Origin of the sequence: Aquimarina discodermiae (assembly GCF_040786235.1) — a bacterium.
In the GTDB taxonomy this organism is placed as follows: Bacteria; Bacteroidota; Bacteroidia; order Flavobacteriales; family Flavobacteriaceae; genus Aquimarina.
The window spans coordinates 91,033-109,923 of sequence record NZ_JBFMKP010000009.1 but is presented as its reverse complement, the minus strand read 5'-3'; the positions used below and the strand labels follow the sequence as shown (position 1 = coordinate 109,923).

Sequence of the window (18,891 nt, the reverse complement as noted above, 5' to 3'; positions counted from 1 at the left end):
TTTCTATTGTAAAATCACCAGTTAAAGCGTTTTTTGAAAAAAAAGTAATTTTCTTGGGTAACCTTTTTTATGTTTTAGACTCGTCTCTGTAAATATGTTTAATTAAAAAATAATACCCCTTTACATGATGAAAAATTATAATTTAAAAATTACCGTATTGTTACTCCTTGTATTTTCTATGTTTTCTTGTAAAAGTGATGATAATGATGTTGTTAATACAGCCCCTCAAATTAGCGCACAGACTTTTAGTGTTTTAGAAGATATAAATGAAGCAGGTAATATAGGAGAAGTTAAGGCCACCGATATCGATGGAGATAAAATAACGTATGCTATACAAACAAATAGTGATGGCTTGTTTGAAATTACAGAGGATGGTAACCTTTATCTCGCAAGTGGAAAAACTCTGGATTTCGAAACAAAAAAATCATATACTATTACAGTCACCGTTACAGATGGAAATCTTAATGCATCTACACAAATTATGATCAACGTGATAGATAAAAATGAAACTCCTTTAATAGATGCACAGACGTTTATAGTTGCAGAGAATATTCAGACTTCAGAAGAAGTAGGTGCCGTTGTAGCTATAGACCCTGATAATGATACTCTTTCTTATTTGATAACAACTACAGTACCAGAGAATACTAATCTTTTTGAAATCTCTAATACGGGAGTAATAAGTTTAAGTACAGGTAGTGTGTTAGATTATGAAACTCAAACAAGTTATACTCTTACTATCGAAGTGTCTGATGAAAATTTAACCTCTACAACCGATATCATTATAGAAGTAACCGATGTAAATGAAGCTCCTGTTTTTGTAGATCAACCAGGATTTAGTGTACGAGAAGATATTGGTGATGAAATTATCATAGGAACAGTAAGAATAAGAGATCAGGAAGAGGATACACCAAGTTTTGGATTATCAACAAACCCCAATGGTCTTTTTGAAATTAGTAATGACGGAAAACTAAGTCTTGCTTCAGGAAAGAATCTAGATTATGAAACAGATACCAGTCATTCTATTGGAGTTAGAGTAACCGATGGAACACATACAGTATTTGATACAGTATATGTAAATGTAATCGATGTAATCGAAATAATTGCAAAATAAATAGAAGAGAAAATAAGTTTTAAGTTAACCTATTCGAAATTGGTTTATCATAGGTAAGGATACGGTAGTGTAAATTTTTAATAATATATTAGAAATAAATGCCTACCGTATCTTTTTAAAAAAACTCATCTTGATTTTTATTTTTTAATCGAATATGAATTAAAATAAATGATATTTCCAGAAACATTGAGTGTGTTCGTTAACACGGTGATGGGTAAGCAGTTTCTCTGTGAGGAAAGAATAGATATACTGTCATCACCTATGATTATCGACTGGCTATTTCCAATTTTTTATTAATAAGATGCTGTTCACTTTTTTTGATAGTAAACTTTAAGGCTTTACGTAAATACTTTATTTCCATTTGATTATTACCGTTGATTTTATGTAATTCTGCCAATAAACAGTAATAATGGTTGTTTCCATCTAACTCTAATTTATTTGCTTCCTTAATAGCTTCATTTACAGAGTTCGTCTTAGATAAAACATAAGTTCTATTTAATGCAACAATTGGCGAATATTCAATAGCTAACAATTTATTGTAAAGTTGAAGAATGTTGTCCCATTTTTTTTGATTATCCGTTGTATGCCAAAACGCTATTGCCGCTTCTAAGTGATATTTGGATATAACTCTTCTACGGGATGCTAAGTTCAAATATTTTTTACCTTTCTCAATTAAAGGTATATTCCATTTAGATCGATCTTGGTCATTGAAAAGCAAATCTTCGTTTGAGTTGCTCATTCTTGCATGAATTCTTGAAGAATGAAAGGATATCAATGCCACTAATGCATAGGCAGCAGTTTGTTGTTCGATTTGTATTTTTGACAAAAGCAAGGCCAACCTTAGTGCTTCCCAACAAATTTCTTCACGCACGTTATGTTCTTTTATACTGCTATAATACCCCTCATTAAACAGAAGATAAATGATTCGTAAAACAGTATCGTATCCTTGATTGTAGTTTTCTAATTTGAGAGTTGTATTTAGAATTCCATCTTCGTTAATTTTCTTTTTTGCTCTATATAGAATCTTATTAATTGCTTCATCATTTGATAAAAGTGCTTTTGCAATTTCATTACTATTAAATCCACATAAGATTCTTAATGCCAAACATATTTTTGCTTTGTCACTTATTCTTAGATTACAAACGACGAAAATCATTTTAAGTTGGCTATCTTCAACTATGTCATCAGAAATTTCTTCAGGCTGGAAAGAACCTGTTTTTGATTCTAAATTGAAGAGGATTTTCTCTCTATAGATTTTATTCCTTTTATAGTAATCTTTTAAGTTATTAACAGCCACTTTTCTTAACCAGGCAGCAGGCTTATCAGGAACTCCTTTATGAGCCCACACTTTCATTGCTTTTAAAAATGTTTCTGATACAATGTCTTCAGCTAATTGCACTTCAGTTACTCCATAATAATGACAAAGTACAGCAATTAGTTTGCTGTACTCTGTCTTAAAAATTTCTACTAGCCGAGTATCGTCTATCATTGAACTGGTTTAAACTTTTATGGTTTAAGCGAAAAATAGTGGTTTTGCATCTAGATAAAGTAATTTTATCGTTGCATAGCAGGGCTAAGGAACTAGAAAATTGCGAAATATGGGTGCAAAAAAACATTTTTATAGCAAATTATAAAATTTTAAACCAGTTCATTATACCCTTTTTATAACATTACATGCCATCAAAATTCATAATATCTCTTACTTCTACCTTTCCACCATTTTCTACGGCAGGACAACCTTCTGCAAGTTTAATTGCATCTTGTATAGTTTCAGAACATACGATAATAAAGCCTCCAACAATTTCTTTAACTTCTGCATAAGGTCCATCTGTGATTGACCCATCAGAGTGCATTATCTTTCCTTCGAAGCCTAATGCTTCTCCAGGATTTTTGAGTTTTCCTTGTGCATCAATGGATTCCATCCAATCTTGCCATGCTTTTACTTCAGCTTGAATTTGTTCTGGAGTTGGGTTAAAATCTGGGTTAGGTTCGCTATGAAATAGCATCATAAAATCTTTCATTTTTGATCTTTTTATTGTTAACATAAAGAATTATTACATACCTGACGATTGAAATCTATTCAATTGGACATTTTTTTTATTTTTTTTTGGCTTGCCGATAACGGTTTGTGTAAAATACGTTTTAACTCATTTTTACACTTTGTTAGCGGTTTTATTTTAAACTTCGGTATTCCAGCTAAAATATATAAATTCTTTTTCTGTTTCTAGTAGGTGTTGCCTACAGTTCCAATCATCAATTATACTTTCTACCTGTAAAATGTTACTTTTTTCAATCAAGTTAAATTCTTTAAGAATAGAGCCATTTTTAGTAATTCGAAAGTTTTCATATTCGGGCATTTTATCTATTATTTCTCTATAACTTTTTAAAAAATCAGGCACTGAAGAAGCTTTACTTTTATAAGAGCATAAATATCCTTCAGAATGAAAGAAAGTGTGAAGTTGTAGCCAATTTAAATCAAATTTAAACCCTCCTTCTATTTCGTCACAAAACCTTTGTAAAATATGTGAAAGTGCTTCTAGACGATTGTTTACAAGATTCTTGTCAATTGTTGTGAAAAAAGCACAACCAAAAAGTTCCGATTTACAACATAAATCATAGAAATTGGTTTGCTTCCATTTTACATTGGTTGAAGGATCGATATCAAGAGATTTGAATGCTTCTAAACTTAAATCCATTTTAATCTTGTTCTATGGGCCATTTTATATTTTCCTCATTCACTTTGTCAAGTAAAATAGATATTGTGTCATTTACTTTATAGATGTAAAAAGCTTTTTCGGGAATTCCAATTTCTTTAATTTTAGATTTATTATTTACATTGTATCTAATAGTAAAATAATAATGATTACTCAATGGTTTTCCTGCCAAAATTTTATCTTTTTTTAAAATAACCCCTTTGATTTCAATTCCACTTTTATCAAGATACTTATTGTTTATAATCGTATAAATTGGAATTCCAATAATCATTATAAGTCCTAAGACTAAAGCAAACAATTTTAAATTATCCTGTTTATCCAATTTTTTTAATATTACCGCTAATATTTAATGTAAAATACGTCTTAATGCATTTTTACATGGTGTTAGCAAATGTTAAATTTCTATATTTACATTAGGAAGTTCTCTTTTGATTTGTTTTTTAACCTGCTCATCAAAATCATTATTTTTTATATTTAAAAACCTAAGATTATTTAGGTCTATCATTCCGTTCGGAATTTCTTTTAGTTTGTTAAAAGATAAATCTAATTCTTTCAGAGAACTTAGCTTTTTTATCTGTTCAGGTAGTTTCTCTATTAGATTATGTGAAATATAAAAGTTACCTAGGTTATTTAGATTTCCTATTGTTTCTGGAATTTTTGAAATTTTATTGTTTTCTAATTTAATAGTGTAAACTTTTGAGACATTACCAATAGATTTAGGTAAATATGAAATTTGATTATCAGTTAACTCTAATAACCTTAATTCCTTTAAATCACCTATTGATTGAGGTATACTTTTTAAGTTGTTTTTTGAGAGATGAAGTCTCAAGAGACTTTTTAATTTCCCAATTGATTCTGGAATTTTAATCAATTTATTTCTATCTAAACTAATAGATTCTATCTTATTCAGGTTACCAATTGATTCAGGTATAAATTCAATTTTATTATTTCTTAGATCTAAATCCTCTATTCCCTTTAAATTTCCTATTTCATTGGGTAACATTGTAATTTGGTTAGATGAGACACTTAGTGATTTTAGGTTATAGAGTGTGCATAAAGATTTTGGGAATTCTATAAATTTATTATCATATAAAGTTAAGACTTCCAAGTTTTTTAGGTTACCAATTGTTTTTGGTAAATCATTTAATGAATTACTTCTAAGGTCTAGTTTTTTTAGATTATATAGACTTCCAATAGACACTGGTAATTCTGTCAATTGATTTGAAAATAGATTGATTTCTACAAGATTTTTGAGTTTGTCAATAAAACTTGGCAATGTTTCCAAATCATTTTGGTATAACTCAATTTTTTCGAGATTTACTAGATTTTGGAATGACTTAGGCAGAGCCTTTATTTTATTATTCCCTAAGTTTATTTTTTTTAGATTTTTGAATAAACCTATCTCTTCTGGTAAAATATCAATATTCTGATTTGAAAGATCAAGTTCATAAATCGCCTCGGGATTTTTTAAAGCTTCTTCAAACTTATTATTAATAGGTCTAAAAGTATTTAGAGCGCTTTCATCTGATTCAGTAGCTTCTATTTGTGAATAACAGCTTAACGTTATAATATTCAATATTATAAATGTTTTAATCAATTTCATATCTTCTTATCTCTAATATTTACTAACGTTTAGTGTAAAATGCGTTTTAATGCATTTTTACACCTTGTTAGCAAATGTTAATATCCAATTGTAATTTCTTTACTTTCTATTTTTAATTTAGTCAATCTATCTTTTAACTTACTCTGGTCAGTCCCGATTTTTTTTATGAGCCATTCAGGGAGTTCTTCACTTCTAGAATCATAAGTTACTTTTACTTTTGTAATTTCTGAGCTGTCACAAATGACATCATATAAATTTCCTTTTAACTCTACTATACTACTTGATTTTGCCTGAATTGTAATTAAATCACTATCGGTCTTTTTTACTACTGGTACAGGGTAATAAACCTCTGTTTCAGACATTAAATTGCAATCATATTTGACATAAAAATAATTCATTTGATCTCCATATTCACTTGAAGGTTTCAATATCGTTATATCTGCACTGGAATTATTTTTAATTTCAACAAATAATTTTACCCATCTACCACTTCTATATTCGATACTGTCAACCTTTAAGTCTATTGTAATATCTTTTGGACTTGTTCTTTTTATGTTTTTCTTAATTGAGCAAGAGGTTACAATAAAAAAGAATAGTAAGAGTTTAATCGATTTCATTTATTTCTAATTTTTGCTAACAAAGTTATATAATTACCATAGTACATATATTCTTTGACTATAAAAAATATAGGTAATGGCTTGTGAACACTAAAATACAATTCTTATACAGAAGTTACACCAGGATGGGTTATCATACTATTAAAAAGGGATATAACACTATATCTCTGATGTAGTTATAGAGGTGATTAAGAGCTTTTGGTTTTAAATGTTGATCTCCCGCGCTTGGCAGGAGCATTATTTTTTTTGATGTTGATCTCCCGCGCTTGGCAGGAGCATTATTTTTTTTGATATTGATCTCCCACGCTTGGCGGGAGCATTATATTTTTTGATATTGATCTCCCGCGCTTGGCAGGAGCATTATATTTTTTGATGTTGATCTCCCACGCTTGGCAGGAGCATTATATTTTTTGATGTTGATCTCCCGCGCTTGACAGGAGCATTATATTTTTTGATATTGATCTCCCACGCTTGGCGGGAGCATTATATTTTTTGATGTTGATCTCCCGCGCTTGACAGGAGCATTATATTTTTTGATATTGATCTCCCACGCTTGGCGGGAGCATTATTTTTTTACTAATACCCCTAATTTTTTATATAAACAGAAAGAATAGAAAAAATATATGACATGGTGGTAACATTTTATGTAGTAGTAACAGATACAGTAAATAATGATAAAATTTAACTATATGTTTACACCAAGAAATCTTATGACACTTCGTAAAGAAGAAATGACAGAATTATTAAGAAATACTGTTGATATATGTTATCAGAATGATGCCGATGCACTTAATATTAATATTCAGGTAGAAGCCCTTAAAACTATTGTAGATCAATTAGATGGTGCACTTTTATATGAAAGAGAAAAAGAGTTTACCAAAGAACTGGAAACACTAGACAGCGACAGGGATGACGCAATTAAAGGGCTACGATATGGTTTTATTATGAATACCTATCACCAACATCCCAAAGTAAAAGAGGCAGCACAAACCCTGTTAGATCGTGTCGATAGTTATGGTAGCAGAATTGCCCGTATGAACTATGAATCAGAGAGTGCCGCAATCATTAATCTGATTAATGATTTCGAGACAGAAGAAAATTTAAAAGCTGCTTTGCAACGCTTAGGATTACAAAACTGGGTTGATCGCCTTAAAATAGCCAATCAAAAATTTAGAACACTATATACCGAAAGGATTACAGAAGAAAGCAAGAAAAATAAAACGTCATTTAGTGCTATACGACCTGAAGCGATGACAGTATATACCAATTTGATCAATAGAATAAATGCCTATGTGGTGTTGGATGAAGAAAAGAAATATGAGTCTATAAACAATGAGCTGATTACATTGACAGATCGATATCATCAAATTATTTCAAACCGAAAAAGAAACAGTTCTGAAGAAACTGATCAGGTAGTGAATTAAATAGTAACCTGAGTTTCGATTAATATCAAGTATTCCATAAAAAGCGTCGATTCGAGTGATTTTTCGTAATAAAATGGAGAAAAACTGTATCGAGAATAGCTTTTTGGTACTGAAATGCTTGTTTTCGATAGTTCTGCTGAGCTGTGTCGAAGTACAAATTCTTAACAGAATTTCACTCAAACTGACGCATTTCAGATTAATCTCGGGTTAGTAAAAAAATATTAATCTTAAAAAAGCGAAACCTGTATAAGTCTCGCTTTTTTGCTCTAATTAATCTAACAACTCAAGATTTACAATGGTCCTGGTTGTTAAAATTTCTTCACTACCATCTTCGTCAATTTCGGTTTCAGTTTTAAGCTCATAAGAGATATTAAATGTTCTTCCTATATATTTTTCGTTAGTGAGGTCAATTCTTTCACGTAATTCACAATGGATTTTGGCAAATGAAATGACATCTTTCTTCATATCATCATTAATGTAATTAAACGTGTAAAATACACCATCATAATCATCAAATGTTCCAGTTATGGCATCTCCTTCTGGTTTGTGAGAATTTTGTGCATGAATAGCACTATTGCATATTAATAACGCAATTATTAAAAAAAATATGTGTTTTATGCTTTTCATTAATAAGTAAGATTTAATTTTTATTTCAAAAATCCAGATGGTTATCACCTCAAGTCTGGTGCTTTTAGTAAAATACCTCTTAGATACTTACAAGTGATCGATAGATTACTTTTTTGGTTTGTGGTTTTTTAATTTGTAAGACCACTTATTGATTATAAGCTTTAAATTTCTTTTATGCCAGCTCTAATTTTTCAATTTTGAAAGAAATAAAATCTTCATCATCATCTTCTACATACTCTGTATATGTAATTTCAAACCGCTTGTTAATATGAATATTTGACCTAAGGTCAAACTCCTGGCTAACTACATGAGATACTTCTTCAAAAATGATGGTTTCTTCGTTATTCATAACAAACTGGTAATACCCATCATAGTACTTCTTAAAAACACCATACTCTACATTTTGGTTAATCATAGTTCCTTTCATAATGGTTATTGTTTTAATAAATTAGTTTACAAGGCTTGAATAAGGATGTTACTACTGCGCTATCAGATTTACTTAAAAACGCTATGGCATCTTTCCAGTTAACCCACTCAATTTTTCTAAATTTATGGGGTTCTGCTATTACATAAGGTTTATTATGTTCATAGCAAGTAAAATAATGCTTAGAGAACTTATGTTTATTCTTTGACCTAATCATAATAGAACATTGATAGTTTAAATCTTTTCTAGAAAGTTCGACCAATGTTTCTTCATAGGTTTCTCTTATAAGGGCAATTTCTGGAGATTCTTTTTCTTTTAAGAATCCTCCTACCAATCCGTACTTAAGTTTGTGGGTGCGTTTTTGTAAAACCATAAGCTCATCTCCCTGATAAACGATTAATCTGGATTTTTCTTTATTCTTGTTGGTTTTCATTAACTCCTAAGTTTTTGAGTTTAGTAACATTTATAATTTTGTTTATCTCAATACCTTAATTATTCTTGGTTTTGTTTAGCTCTAAAGAGGTTAGAAGCACCTATAAATTGTTTTTAAATCAATTATTACGCCCTAATTTTCTTAATTGACCATTAAAAAAGGCACTAGTAATTCATGTTTCATATATTTTCACTACTGTTTTTACCATGAGGTAAATATCTCATCATGATTTTTAAAACTTTTAAATTCTACCATATACCCATTGGGATCTTCTATAAAAAAAGAAAGGTGTTCTCCTGCTTTTTTTTCGAAAAATGTAGCTTGAGTACTTACTGTTTGGTTCATAGTAAATAATTTAGAATATAATTTTCCCCAGGTTTCTACATCTGTAATTACTCCAAAGTGAAAAGACGGTATTATTTGTTCTCCCAAGCGATAATTTTGAAAGTCAAAGTTAAAATCGCCAACTTTGGTAAAAGTGATTTGATTACCATATAAATTGACATCAACCCATTGGTCGGTATACCTTCCTGGTTCTGCACCTATTTCGTGGATATAAAAACTTTTTGTTTTTTCAAGATCCCGACAAGGAAGTGCCAGATGAAATTCAGCTTTTTTCATGATGTGATGTATTTATTCTTCTTCGGTATTAAAATCATCAGAACTACCTGTTCCACTTTTGGTATCTAGAGTATCAGATTCGTCAAAATCTTTCATAGCAGTAACCAACCGTTTGCCCACTTTTACCAAATATAATGTCTCTTCAGTCGCTACTTCTACGCATTCTACAATCTCATTATTAGCGTTTTTGAAAGTGATGATATCTTCGTTGTCATAACCATCAGGGTACTTGTTAACTAGAAGGTCAAGAATGTTATTATTCAATTTTTTATAATCTACAATAACCTTTTTCAAATTTGTATTGGTTCGTTTTTTCATAATTACATGTTTAATACATATCCAAATAATAATGGAGCTACAATGGTAGCATCACTTTCTATAACAAACTTTGGGGTGTCAATATCCAATTTTCCCCAGGTAATTTTTTCATTAGGGACGGCTCCAGAATAAGACCCATAACTGGTTGTAGAATCACTAATCTGGCAGAAATAATTCCAGAAAGGAGTATCGGTTCTCTCTAAATCCTGATAGAGCATAGGCACTACACAAATAGGGAAATCACCGGCAATACCGCCTCCAATTTGAAAGAACCCGATACCGTTCTCAGCATTCTCGGTATACCAGCCTGCCAGGAAAGCCATATATTCGATACCCGACTTCATAGTACTGGCCTTTAGTTCACCTTTCATTACATAACTAGCAAAGATGTTTCCCATCGTACTATCTTCCCAACCGGGTACTACCATTGGCAGATTAGCTTTGGCGGCAGCATACATCCATGAATCTTTAATATCGATTTCATAGTATTGTTCAAGTACCCCAGAGAGTAATAGTTTATACATAAATTCATGAGGAAAATATCGTTCTCCATTAGCTTCGGCATCTTTCCAGATGTTAAAAATATGTTTTTGTAACCTTCTAAAAGCTTCTTCTTCTGGGATACAGGTATCGGTAACACGGTTAAGTCCTTTTTCTAACAGTTCCCATTCTTGCTGTGGTGTTAGATCACGATAGTTAGGGACTCTTTTATAGTGACTGTGAGCCACTAGGTTCATAATATCTTCTTCTAAATTGGCTCCTGTACAAGAAATAATATGCACTTTATCTTGTCGGATCATTTCTGCAAAGATTTTTCCCAGCTCTGCTGTACTCATTGCTCCGGCAAGAGAAACAAGCATCTTTCCTTCGTTAGCCAATTGTAATTGGTACGCTTTTGCTGCATCTACCACTGTGGCTGCATTAAAGTGTAAAAAGTATTTTTCTATAAATTTGGTTACTTCGCCTTTACCTTTCATCGTATTCTTCTTGATTTGATTTGAATTTTTTTAAAGCTTCATTTTCTGAGAAGCCATACTTGTCTTCCAGAATTTCTTTATCACTTTCAAACTTATAGCTTAGCATCTTGTAATATAATTTGGCAGCAAGAAAGTCTGATGATTTATCATTTTCATTGGGACATAATTCTACAATATCAAATCCCACTACATTTTTTTCATTAAACACTAATTTTAGAAAATCTAAAGTTTCGTACCAAAACAAACCTCCTGGCTCTGGTGTTCCTGTACTGGGTAATATCGATGGATCAAAAGCATCCAAATCAAAGGTGATAAATACATTGTCTGTCATTTGTTCTATAACAGAGTCCATCCAGGTATTATCTATTGCCATTTCGTGCGCAAAATAGGTTTTGTCATAATCCATTACAGATTTTTCCTGTACATCCATAGAGCGAATACCTACTTGAATTAGATTGGTATTTTGACTAGCTTCATAAACTGCACAAGCATGATTACAGCTGCTACCTTCATAGGATTTTCTTAAATCGGCATGAGCATCTATATGCAATACGGTAAGATTATCAAAGGCTTCATTAAAAGCTCTAATGGTACCAATAGAAATAGAATGCTCACCTCCTAGAATGGTTACGAACTTTTTCTTTTTTATAAATTTTTTGGTTTCCTGATGCACGGCGTCTACCATTGCTTCTGGAGTTGCATTTACAGAAACGGGGTCTGCAAGATATATCCCATTCTTATATACTTCAGAATCGGTTTCTATATCATACAACTCCATATTCTCTGAAGCATCCAGAAATGCTTCGGGTCCTTTATCAGCACCTTTTTGCCATGTACTGGTTCCATCATAGGGGACGGGTATTAAAACAACCTTAGCGGTTTCCAATTTTGCATATTCTTCGGGTATGCCTGCATAGGTTCTGTTTTTCATTTTGAAAAAATTAAGTTAAGTATGATTTAAAAAATGGTTGTCAATTCCTCTTGATTTTCAGTATAAGATTTAGTGGCTTTCTGATTATTTTTTTGATATCCTAAAATAGATAATAGTTGTTCAGAAGTTTGTTGTTCTGAAAAAATGGAGGTAATCACATTACCTTCTATATCCCGGTCAATAATAATGTGTTTTGGCTGTGGGATCAGGCAATGTTGTAGGCCGCCATAGCCACCAATAGTTTCTTGATAGGCTCCTGTATTAAAAAAACCTATGTATAATGGTTTCTCTTTTTTATACTTGGGTAAATAAATAGCATTCATATGTTGCTCAGAATTGTAATAATCATCACTATCACAAGTTAAGCCACCAAGCAAGACCCGTTCATATTCGTCATCCCATCTATTCACCGCTAGCATAACAAACCGTTTGTTAATGGCCCAAGTATCGGGTAGGGTAGTGATGAATGAAGAATTGATCATATTCCATTTTTCACGGTCATTTTGTTGTTTCTGATACAATACTTCATAAATGGCTCCGCCACTTTCTCCTACAGTAAAACTTCCAAATTCTGTAAATATATTAGGAACATCGACCCGGGCTTCTTCACAAGCAATTTGAATCTGATTTACAATCTCATTAACCATATATTGATAGTCATAATTAAATGCCAATGAACTTTTGATAGGGAAACCTCCTCCAATATTTAAGCTATCGAGGGTAGGGCATATTTTCTTAAGACTTATATATACCTTTAAACATTTTAAGAGTTCATTCCAGTAATAAGCGGTATCACGAATTCCTGTATTAATAAAGAAATGTAACATCTTTAGTTCGACCTTAGGGTTTCCTTTAATCTGATCTTTATAGAACGGTACAATATTTCGGTATCCTATCCCCAGACGTGAAGTATAAAACTCGAACTTTGGTTCTTCTTCAGAAGCGATACGGATTCCTACCTGAAATTTACCTTCGATTCCATTACTTAATAAAGATAACTCTTCATAATTATCAATAATCGGGATACAATTTTGATGCCCTCTATTAATTAACCTGATAATGTTTTTGATATATTGATCTCTTTTAAAACCATTGCAAATGACATAGGTACTATCATTGATTTTGCCTTGAGATTTTAGGTTTTCGACAATATCAATATCAAAAGCCGAAGAGGTTTCTATATGAATATCATTTTTTAAAGCTTCATTTAATACATGCTGAAAATGAGAGCTTTTGGTGCAATAACAATAGTGATAATTACCTGCATAATTACTGATTTCTATTGCATTGTTAAACCAACCTTTGGCTCTGTTAATATTTTCTGATATTTTGGGCAGATAGGTAAATTTTAAAGGTGCTCCGTATTGGGCAATCAATGCCATGAGGTTGATACCATGAAATTGCAACTGGTTATTTTCCAGATTAAATTCTTCTTGTGGAAAATAAAAAGTCTGATCGATAAGATCTATATATTTAGTTTTCATCTATTCGGGGTTTGTTTTGTAGATGAAATTCACCACCAGAAATAAAGGCCTATAGAGCCTGAACATCCTATGGATCATTCCATAACGCGAGATTTGAAAAATTATAATTTAGAATGAGAAATGGTCAAGCCATGTACATCAATCTATTCTCATATCCGAATGATAGAAATAGTATAGGGAACGAATTTTACCCGTTCTAAAAACTGAAGTGCAATAGTATATTTTTTAGAAGTCAGCCTGAGAATTCGGTTCCTTATCCCTAAGGCAGCTTTTGGAGTAGACTTCTTTATCCTCCTAAGCCCGAATCTGAAAAAAGATTCCATTTTGTATAGGCAATGCGTCTATCTAGTTAAACGCATTAGTATTGCTCCAAATTTAATAAAAAAATAATATCATATGTTTTTTTGTAATAAATATTTTTGAGTTTTTAATTCTGTATTTAGAATTTTCTGATGGTTAGGTAATTAGATTTTGTTGTTTCTTCCCTTTTTTTTAAAATATTCCTTCGTGAATTTTGAATGTTTAGGATCAGGTAGATATAATATTTCTATAAGTATATAACAATTCTTAATAACTTTACTGTAAGGTTTATATCCAAATTGCTACTTTTACAGCATATAAAAAGTAGCAAATATGTCTGAAAAAATAGAAAGAATAAAATGCCTTATTATAGGTTCGGGGCCAGCGGGATATACTGCAGCAATTTATGCATCAAGAGCAGATTTAAAACCTGTGATGTATACAGGTATGGAGCCTGGAGGACAATTAACAACTACGACAGAAGTAGATAATTTTCCTGGGTATCCAGAAGGAATTGACGGACCTACCATGATGGTGCAATTGCAACAACAAGCAGAACGTTTTGGTACAGAGGTACGTATCGGGATGGTTACTGCGGTTAATTTTAGTAAAGAAGTAGGAGGAATACATAAGGTAACTGTAGATAATACAACAGAAATTGAAGCAGAGACCGTTATTATTTCTACTGGTGCTACTGCAAAATACTTGGGACTACCTAGTGAGCAACGACTACGAGGAGGAGGAGTTTCTGCTTGTGCCGTTTGTGATGGGTTCTTTTACAAAGGGCAGGATGTAGCGATTGTTGGAGCAGGAGATACTGCTGCAGAAGAAGCTACCTATTTGGCTAATATATGTTCTAATGTTACCATGTTAGTTCGTAAAGATTATATGAGAGCTTCTAAAGCAATGCAACATCGTGTAAATAGTACATCAAACCTTAAAGTATTGTATAATACTGAAGTTGATGAGGTATTAGGAGAGCAAGTTGTAGAAGGATTGCGAATGGTTAATAATCAAACTAAAGAAAAGACCGAAATAGAAATTACCGGACTATTTATAGCAATTGGTCATAAACCAAACACAGATATCTTTAAAGGGCAGATTGATATGGATGATACGGGATATTTGATTACAGAAGGAAAGTCTACTAAAACTAATATTCCAGGAGTATTTGCCTCTGGAGATGTGCAAGATAAAGAATATAGACAAGCAGTTACAGCTGCAGGAACAGGATGTATGGCTGCGTTAGATGCAGAAAGATACTTAGCAACTGTAGAATCTGGAGAAGAAGTTTCTGCCTAATTTACAGATATGATAGTGATAAAAAGGCTTCTGAGAACGCAGAAGCCTTTTTTGTTATAGCTTAAACTTATTAGGTGTATAATCGATATTCTTTTTGTATAAAATGACTTCGTTGGTAAAAGTATTGATAGATATCTTAGATTCTCCCAATAGAAAAATCTCAGCTTTATCACGAGCTTCAATAGTCGTTGCTTGATTAGATAAAATATAGCTATCACTAGTGCCTTCAGCAGATATCGATACCATGTCACATTTCAACTTTTCGCCATAAAAATTGGTATTGTTATCTACTCTCACCAATAACATCTTTAGTTCACCCTCTAATGTAACGTTTCCTTTCTGATAGGCATCTACCTTTAGCGTATCTGCGGTAATAATTCCTTCTAATTTAGAATTTTCATTTATTTGATACGATGCTTCCTGTCCTGTAACATGTAAAACTACATTAGATTTATCATTAGTTATACATTCTATCTGACCCACATCTGCCGTTATAAAAGCTTCTGTATTACCATGGGTCTCGATAGTAAGCTTAGGAGTTTCAATAGGTGAAAGCGATTTTATAGTTACTTTGTCATGTAATATGATTTTTTGTACATCAGAAGTATAAAAAATATCTAGATGTAATGCCTTGGTGCGTCTTAAGTCCTTTTCTGATGATATGGTAAGTACGCTATCTACTACTTCTACTTTGATGTATTCATGTACATTACTATCAGTTTCAATTTTGACATAAGGATCATTGCTCTCATCTAGTGTAACCTCAAAATTCTCATAGATCTCTATGGTATGAAATGCTTCAAGCTCTTGGGTTTCTGTGCTTAAAATCTTATTTCCTTTAATTCTTTCTTTTTGCCCAAATACGTTTCCAAGAGTAAAAACCGTAATTAATAATAGAAATGTTCTCATAATCGCATAAAATTTATAAGATTATAAACAGTTTTTTTTGTTTTTAAGTATTTATAAAGTGTAAAAATTAGTTACTCTAGTTTAAAGACAGATATTAGTTGATAAGAGTTGCAGCATATATTACAAAAGGAAATCTATGCAATACTAAAGAGTATGATTGAATGCTTTTTTTTACAATTATTAAATTCAAGAGTGTATATTTATTTTTAAAACTTAAAACCAGACAAATATTTTGAAACCAATACATACCATTGATGATGTTATACAAGTTTTAGATACGATTATAGCACAATCAAAAACTGATAATAGCCCTTTAGGGTATTTTGCAACTTTATATAGAAAGGTAACAGTCAAGGTCAAAGAAGGTATCGAACAGGGCTTTTTTGATGATGGACCTAGAATGGAAAAGTTGGACGTTATTTTTGCAACCAGATATCTCGATGCTTACTACGGGTATAAAGAGAATAAAGTAATAAGTACTTGTTGGGAAAAAGCATTTTTACTATCAAAATCGTATTGGCCTATAGTATTGCAACATCTTCTGATAGGTATTAATGCACATATTAATTTGGATTTGGGTATTGCAGCAGCACAGGTTTCAAAAGGAAAGGACATAGAAGATCTTAAAGGAGATTTTGATAAGATTAATGAAATTTTATCATCTCTGGTGACAGATGTTGAAAACGATTTGGCAGAAATATGGCCTACCCTAAAGAAAATTCTAAAGTTTACTCGAAAAGTAGATAATTTTTTGATAGACTTTAGCATGGAGCTGGCAAGAGATGGGGCCTGGAGATTTGCTCAAAAAGTTGCTATGACTCCAGAGGATAAAATGGAAAATTTAATTAAGGAAAGAGATGGTAAGGTTACAGAAAATGCCAAGATTATAACAAATCCGGGATTAATAGCCAATATAGTGCTGATGATTATTAGATTAGGAGAACGAGGTACCGTTAGTGACAAAATCGAAGACTTAACTAATTAGTGTCTGGTAGGAAATACAGCAATATTGTATTTGTTTCTTTTTGCGTAATTTTTATTTGTTTTTTATAATTTGATGCTAAGTCATCTATTTCAAAAAAGAAAATCAAAATTCCATCAAAAATAATTCAAATCATAAAAATCGTCTATTTCCGGCCAGACACTAATAAAAAAACACTGTCTTATGATAGAAAATGATTAGACAGTGTTTTTTTTGGTATTTGATATATAGGTACTAGTGTCTTCTTACATCACCCCCAGAATTATCGATTTCAGAAACTTTTTTAGGGTTACCAAAGTAAACGATATCGCCTCCACTGGTTGCTTTTCTTTAAGGGAATAAAACTTATTACTTAAAATGTTTTAACTTAGAAAAGTGTCATTATAAACTTAAGATGGTACTAAATTTTTTAGAAAGTTATTTTGATTCCCTTTTCGTAAATATTGAAGGAGAGATACTTAAGTCTAAATGTTTTGAAATTTATAAATGTAATTTTTATGGCCTTAAAAATCATACTATTCATTAGGTAAATAATTTTGCTAAAATTACTTTTTACAATACATTTGGGGAAATATAAAAGCAAATCATAATGAAAAAAATTGAAGAACTTTTTAACGAAGCAAAATTGTTTAAAATAAGAAGAATGTCTGAAATCAATGGAGGTTCTATTCGTAATGATGAAGGTGAATCAGTATCTAATGATTCAGGACCTTCACATGCTTACGATCAGGGAGCATCACAAGTTTATGATGAGGGACCATCGCATCATTATGATGAGGGGACATCAATTACTAACGATGAAGGTGATCGAGGGGTACCAGGAGCTAATTGATCACGAAGCATAATTGAATATACATTTAATTGTATTTATGGAGCTTTAGTGTAATGCCAAAGCTCTTTTTATTTAATTGTTTTATAAGTTTATAAAGAAAATTGAAAGTTCTTATTTTAACATCAGATGATACTTGTGTGTTTACGAATAATATGCAGGCTTATCTAGAAAAAAAAAAACATGAAACCACGAGGTTGAATATTTCAAATTTAGTTGATATTTCTAATTATTTTTTTAGCAAATTTGAAATAACTTCACAGGAGTTTTGCTTTTATTACAGAGGAGAAAAAAGAAAGCTTTCTGAATATGATTTAGTTTGGAAGCGAAGATTTGAAGGTAATTTTTTGAATAATGCATTGAATTTAAGAATTTATAATAAATACCCTCCTTCTATTAAAGTGTATTTGCAAAGAGAGGTTAATCATTTAGCGGAAACTATATTAAATTATATTGAAATATTAGGAATACCAATGATTAATAATTTTTCAGAAAAAATTCATAATAAAATTAATCAATTACATAGAGCAGATTTTTTTGGATTAAAAGTTCCTGATTTCACATTTACAAATGATAAATATTTTGCAAATGAATTTATTAATAAAAACAACCAAACTATTACAAAACCTTTGTCAAATTTTGGGTATATAAATGATGATAAATCTATTTATAGTCATAGGACTAGCTTGTTGAGAAAAAATGAAGCATTGAATATGTCTCAAATATTTTTTCCTTCTTATTTTCAAGAGTCTATAAAAAGTGATTACGAATTAAAATGTATTTATATAGGAGGGGAATTACTAGCTGTAAAGCAAAAAAAGAAGGCAAAAGGTGACCCTGGTATTTTGGATATTAAAATGGAATATATGTTAAATAATGTTGTTTTGGAAAATTATGATGTAAAGTTTAATATAAAAGAAAAAACAAAAAAAATGTGTGAAAGCTATAATATTGATTTTTGTACAATGGATTTTTTAGTTGATAAAGATAATAATTATACATTTTTAGAAATTAATACTGATGGTATAGTATCTTTTTATTCGAATTATATAAAAGAAAATACTTATAAGGTGTTTTATAAAAAATTAGTTAATGGAAAAATTCGTTGAAGGTTCGAAAAATGGTGAGTTACCTGTGATTTTTTTATATACCATGTTAGAAAATCAGGAAAATAATCATGAACTTAAGAAAAGAGATTTTTTTGTGTCTGAAAAATTATGTAGCTCTGGTTTAGTACCAAATTTGGAAGATAGATATGATATAATATAATTTTTTGTAGGGCTAC

General features: G+C 31.0%; 22 protein-coding genes. 7 read left to right on the top strand and 15 right to left on the bottom strand.

Features of this window, described 5'->3' with window-relative positions; translation table 11 throughout:
• The first annotated feature begins 124 nt into the window (after positions 1–124).
• Positions 125–1,111 (top strand): cadherin repeat domain-containing protein, encoded by a 987-nt coding sequence (locus tag ABW636_RS07495; protein ID WP_367589344.1) that lies wholly within the window; start codon positions 125–127, stop codon positions 1,109–1,111.
• Between the two features lie 265 nt (positions 1,112–1,376).
• On the opposite strand, the gene ABW636_RS07490 is transcribed toward ABW636_RS07495, so the two are convergent.
• The 6 genes from ABW636_RS07490 to ABW636_RS07465 form a co-directional block, all read right to left on the bottom strand.
• Positions 1,377–2,600 (bottom strand): RNA polymerase sigma factor, encoded by a 1,224-nt coding sequence (locus ABW636_RS07490; RefSeq protein ID WP_367589343.1) that lies wholly within the window; start codon positions 2,598–2,600, stop codon positions 1,377–1,379.
• A gap of 181 nt (positions 2,601–2,781) precedes the next feature.
• Complete coding sequence (locus ABW636_RS07485) at positions 2,782–3,132, bottom strand: YciI family protein (protein WP_367589342.1); 351 nt, start codon at positions 3,130–3,132, stop codon at positions 2,782–2,784.
• Positions 3,133–3,288: 156 nt separating this feature from the next.
• Positions 3,289–3,807, bottom strand: a complete 519-nt coding sequence (locus ABW636_RS07480) for a hypothetical protein (RefSeq protein WP_367589341.1) — start codon at positions 3,805–3,807, stop codon at positions 3,289–3,291.
• Between the two features lies 1 nt (position 3,808).
• A complete protein-coding gene (locus ABW636_RS07475; protein WP_367589340.1) occupies positions 3,809–4,147 on the bottom strand; it encodes a hypothetical protein in 339 nt (112 codons plus the stop codon).
• Positions 4,148–4,219: 72 nt separating this feature from the next.
• On the bottom strand, positions 4,220–5,401 hold the full coding sequence (locus ABW636_RS07470; RefSeq protein WP_367589339.1) for a leucine-rich repeat domain-containing protein: 1,182 nt from the start codon (positions 5,399–5,401) through the stop codon (positions 4,220–4,222).
• Positions 5,402–5,505: 104 nt separating this feature from the next.
• The gene (locus ABW636_RS07465; protein ID WP_367589338.1) at positions 5,506–6,045 is read right to left on the bottom strand and encodes a hypothetical protein; all 540 of its coding nucleotides are present in this window, start codon (positions 6,043–6,045) and stop codon (positions 5,506–5,508) included.
• Positions 6,046–6,734: 689 nt separating this feature from the next.
• Between ABW636_RS07465 and ABW636_RS07460 the strand changes: the two genes are divergently transcribed.
• A complete protein-coding gene (locus ABW636_RS07460) occupies positions 6,735–7,469 on the top strand; it encodes a DUF6261 family protein (protein ID WP_367589337.1) in 735 nt (244 codons plus the stop codon).
• A 270-nt stretch (positions 7,470–7,739) separates the two neighbouring features.
• Here ABW636_RS07460 and ABW636_RS07455 read toward each other — a convergent pair whose 3' ends face one another.
• The 8 genes from ABW636_RS07455 to ABW636_RS07420 form a co-directional block, all read right to left on the bottom strand.
• Positions 7,740–8,096 (bottom strand): hypothetical protein, encoded by a 357-nt coding sequence (locus ABW636_RS07455; RefSeq protein WP_367589336.1) that lies wholly within the window; start codon positions 8,094–8,096, stop codon positions 7,740–7,742.
• 172 nt (positions 8,097–8,268) lie between these two features.
• Positions 8,269–8,523, bottom strand: a complete 255-nt coding sequence (locus ABW636_RS07450; RefSeq protein WP_367589335.1) for a hypothetical protein — start codon at positions 8,521–8,523, stop codon at positions 8,269–8,271.
• Positions 8,524–8,536: 13 nt separating this feature from the next.
• Positions 8,537–8,953: an NUDIX hydrolase gene (locus tag ABW636_RS07445; protein WP_367589334.1), complete on the bottom strand. Its 417-nt coding sequence runs from the start codon at positions 8,951–8,953 to the stop codon at positions 8,537–8,539.
• A 201-nt stretch (positions 8,954–9,154) separates the two neighbouring features.
• On the bottom strand, positions 9,155–9,574 hold the full coding sequence (locus tag ABW636_RS07440) for a VOC family protein (RefSeq protein ID WP_367589333.1): 420 nt from the start codon (positions 9,572–9,574) through the stop codon (positions 9,155–9,157).
• Between the two features lie 12 nt (positions 9,575–9,586).
• On the bottom strand, positions 9,587–9,892 hold the full coding sequence (locus ABW636_RS07435; RefSeq protein ID WP_367589332.1) for a hypothetical protein: 306 nt from the start codon (positions 9,890–9,892) through the stop codon (positions 9,587–9,589).
• 2 nt (positions 9,893–9,894) lie between these two features.
• Positions 9,895–10,869 carry a deoxyhypusine synthase family protein gene (locus tag ABW636_RS07430; RefSeq protein WP_367589331.1) on the bottom strand — a complete coding sequence of 325 codons (975 nt, stop codon included), beginning with the start codon at positions 10,867–10,869 and terminating at the stop codon, positions 9,895–9,897.
• Entirely contained in the window at positions 10,859–11,800 is a 942-nt protein-coding gene (gene speB / locus ABW636_RS07425; protein ID WP_367589330.1) for an agmatinase, read from the bottom strand. The genes ABW636_RS07430 and speB overlap by 11 nt, the downstream gene beginning before the upstream one ends.
• Before the next feature lie 26 nt (positions 11,801–11,826).
• Positions 11,827–13,284: an arginine decarboxylase gene (locus ABW636_RS07420; RefSeq protein WP_367589329.1), complete on the bottom strand. Its 1,458-nt coding sequence runs from the start codon at positions 13,282–13,284 to the stop codon at positions 11,827–11,829.
• A 633-nt stretch (positions 13,285–13,917) separates the two neighbouring features.
• On the opposite strand from ABW636_RS07420, the gene trxB reads away from it, so the two are divergent.
• Entirely contained in the window at positions 13,918–14,886 is a 969-nt protein-coding gene (gene trxB, locus ABW636_RS07415) for a thioredoxin-disulfide reductase (RefSeq protein WP_367589328.1), read from the top strand.
• A 54-nt stretch (positions 14,887–14,940) separates the two neighbouring features.
• Here the strand turns inward: trxB and ABW636_RS07410 are convergent, their stop codons facing one another.
• Positions 14,941–15,795 carry a GIN domain-containing protein gene (locus ABW636_RS07410; protein ID WP_367589327.1) on the bottom strand — a complete coding sequence of 285 codons (855 nt, stop codon included), beginning with the start codon at positions 15,793–15,795 and terminating at the stop codon, positions 14,941–14,943.
• 232 nt (positions 15,796–16,027) lie between these two features.
• On the opposite strand from ABW636_RS07410, the gene ABW636_RS07405 reads away from it, so the two are divergent.
• The 4 genes from ABW636_RS07405 to ABW636_RS07390 all read left to right on the top strand — a co-directional run bounded on the left by ABW636_RS07405 (position 16,028) and on the right by ABW636_RS07390 (position 18,875).
• Positions 16,028–16,780, top strand: coding sequence for a DUF5995 family protein (locus ABW636_RS07405; RefSeq protein ID WP_367589326.1), 753 nt, complete (start codon positions 16,028–16,030; stop codon positions 16,778–16,780).
• A gap of 586 nt (positions 16,781–17,366) precedes the next feature.
• Positions 17,367–17,609, top strand: a complete 243-nt coding sequence (locus ABW636_RS07400) for a hypothetical protein (RefSeq protein ID WP_367589325.1) — start codon at positions 17,367–17,369, stop codon at positions 17,607–17,609.
• A gap of 101 nt (positions 17,610–17,710) precedes the next feature.
• Positions 17,711–18,715 (top strand): ATP-grasp domain-containing protein, encoded by a 1,005-nt coding sequence (locus ABW636_RS07395; protein WP_367589324.1) that lies wholly within the window; start codon positions 17,711–17,713, stop codon positions 18,713–18,715.
• Positions 18,699–18,875, top strand: a complete 177-nt coding sequence (locus tag ABW636_RS07390) for a hypothetical protein (protein ID WP_367589323.1) — start codon at positions 18,699–18,701, stop codon at positions 18,873–18,875. Before ABW636_RS07395 ends, ABW636_RS07390 begins: the two co-directional genes overlap by 17 nt.
• Positions 18,876–18,891: the final 16 nt, after the last annotated feature.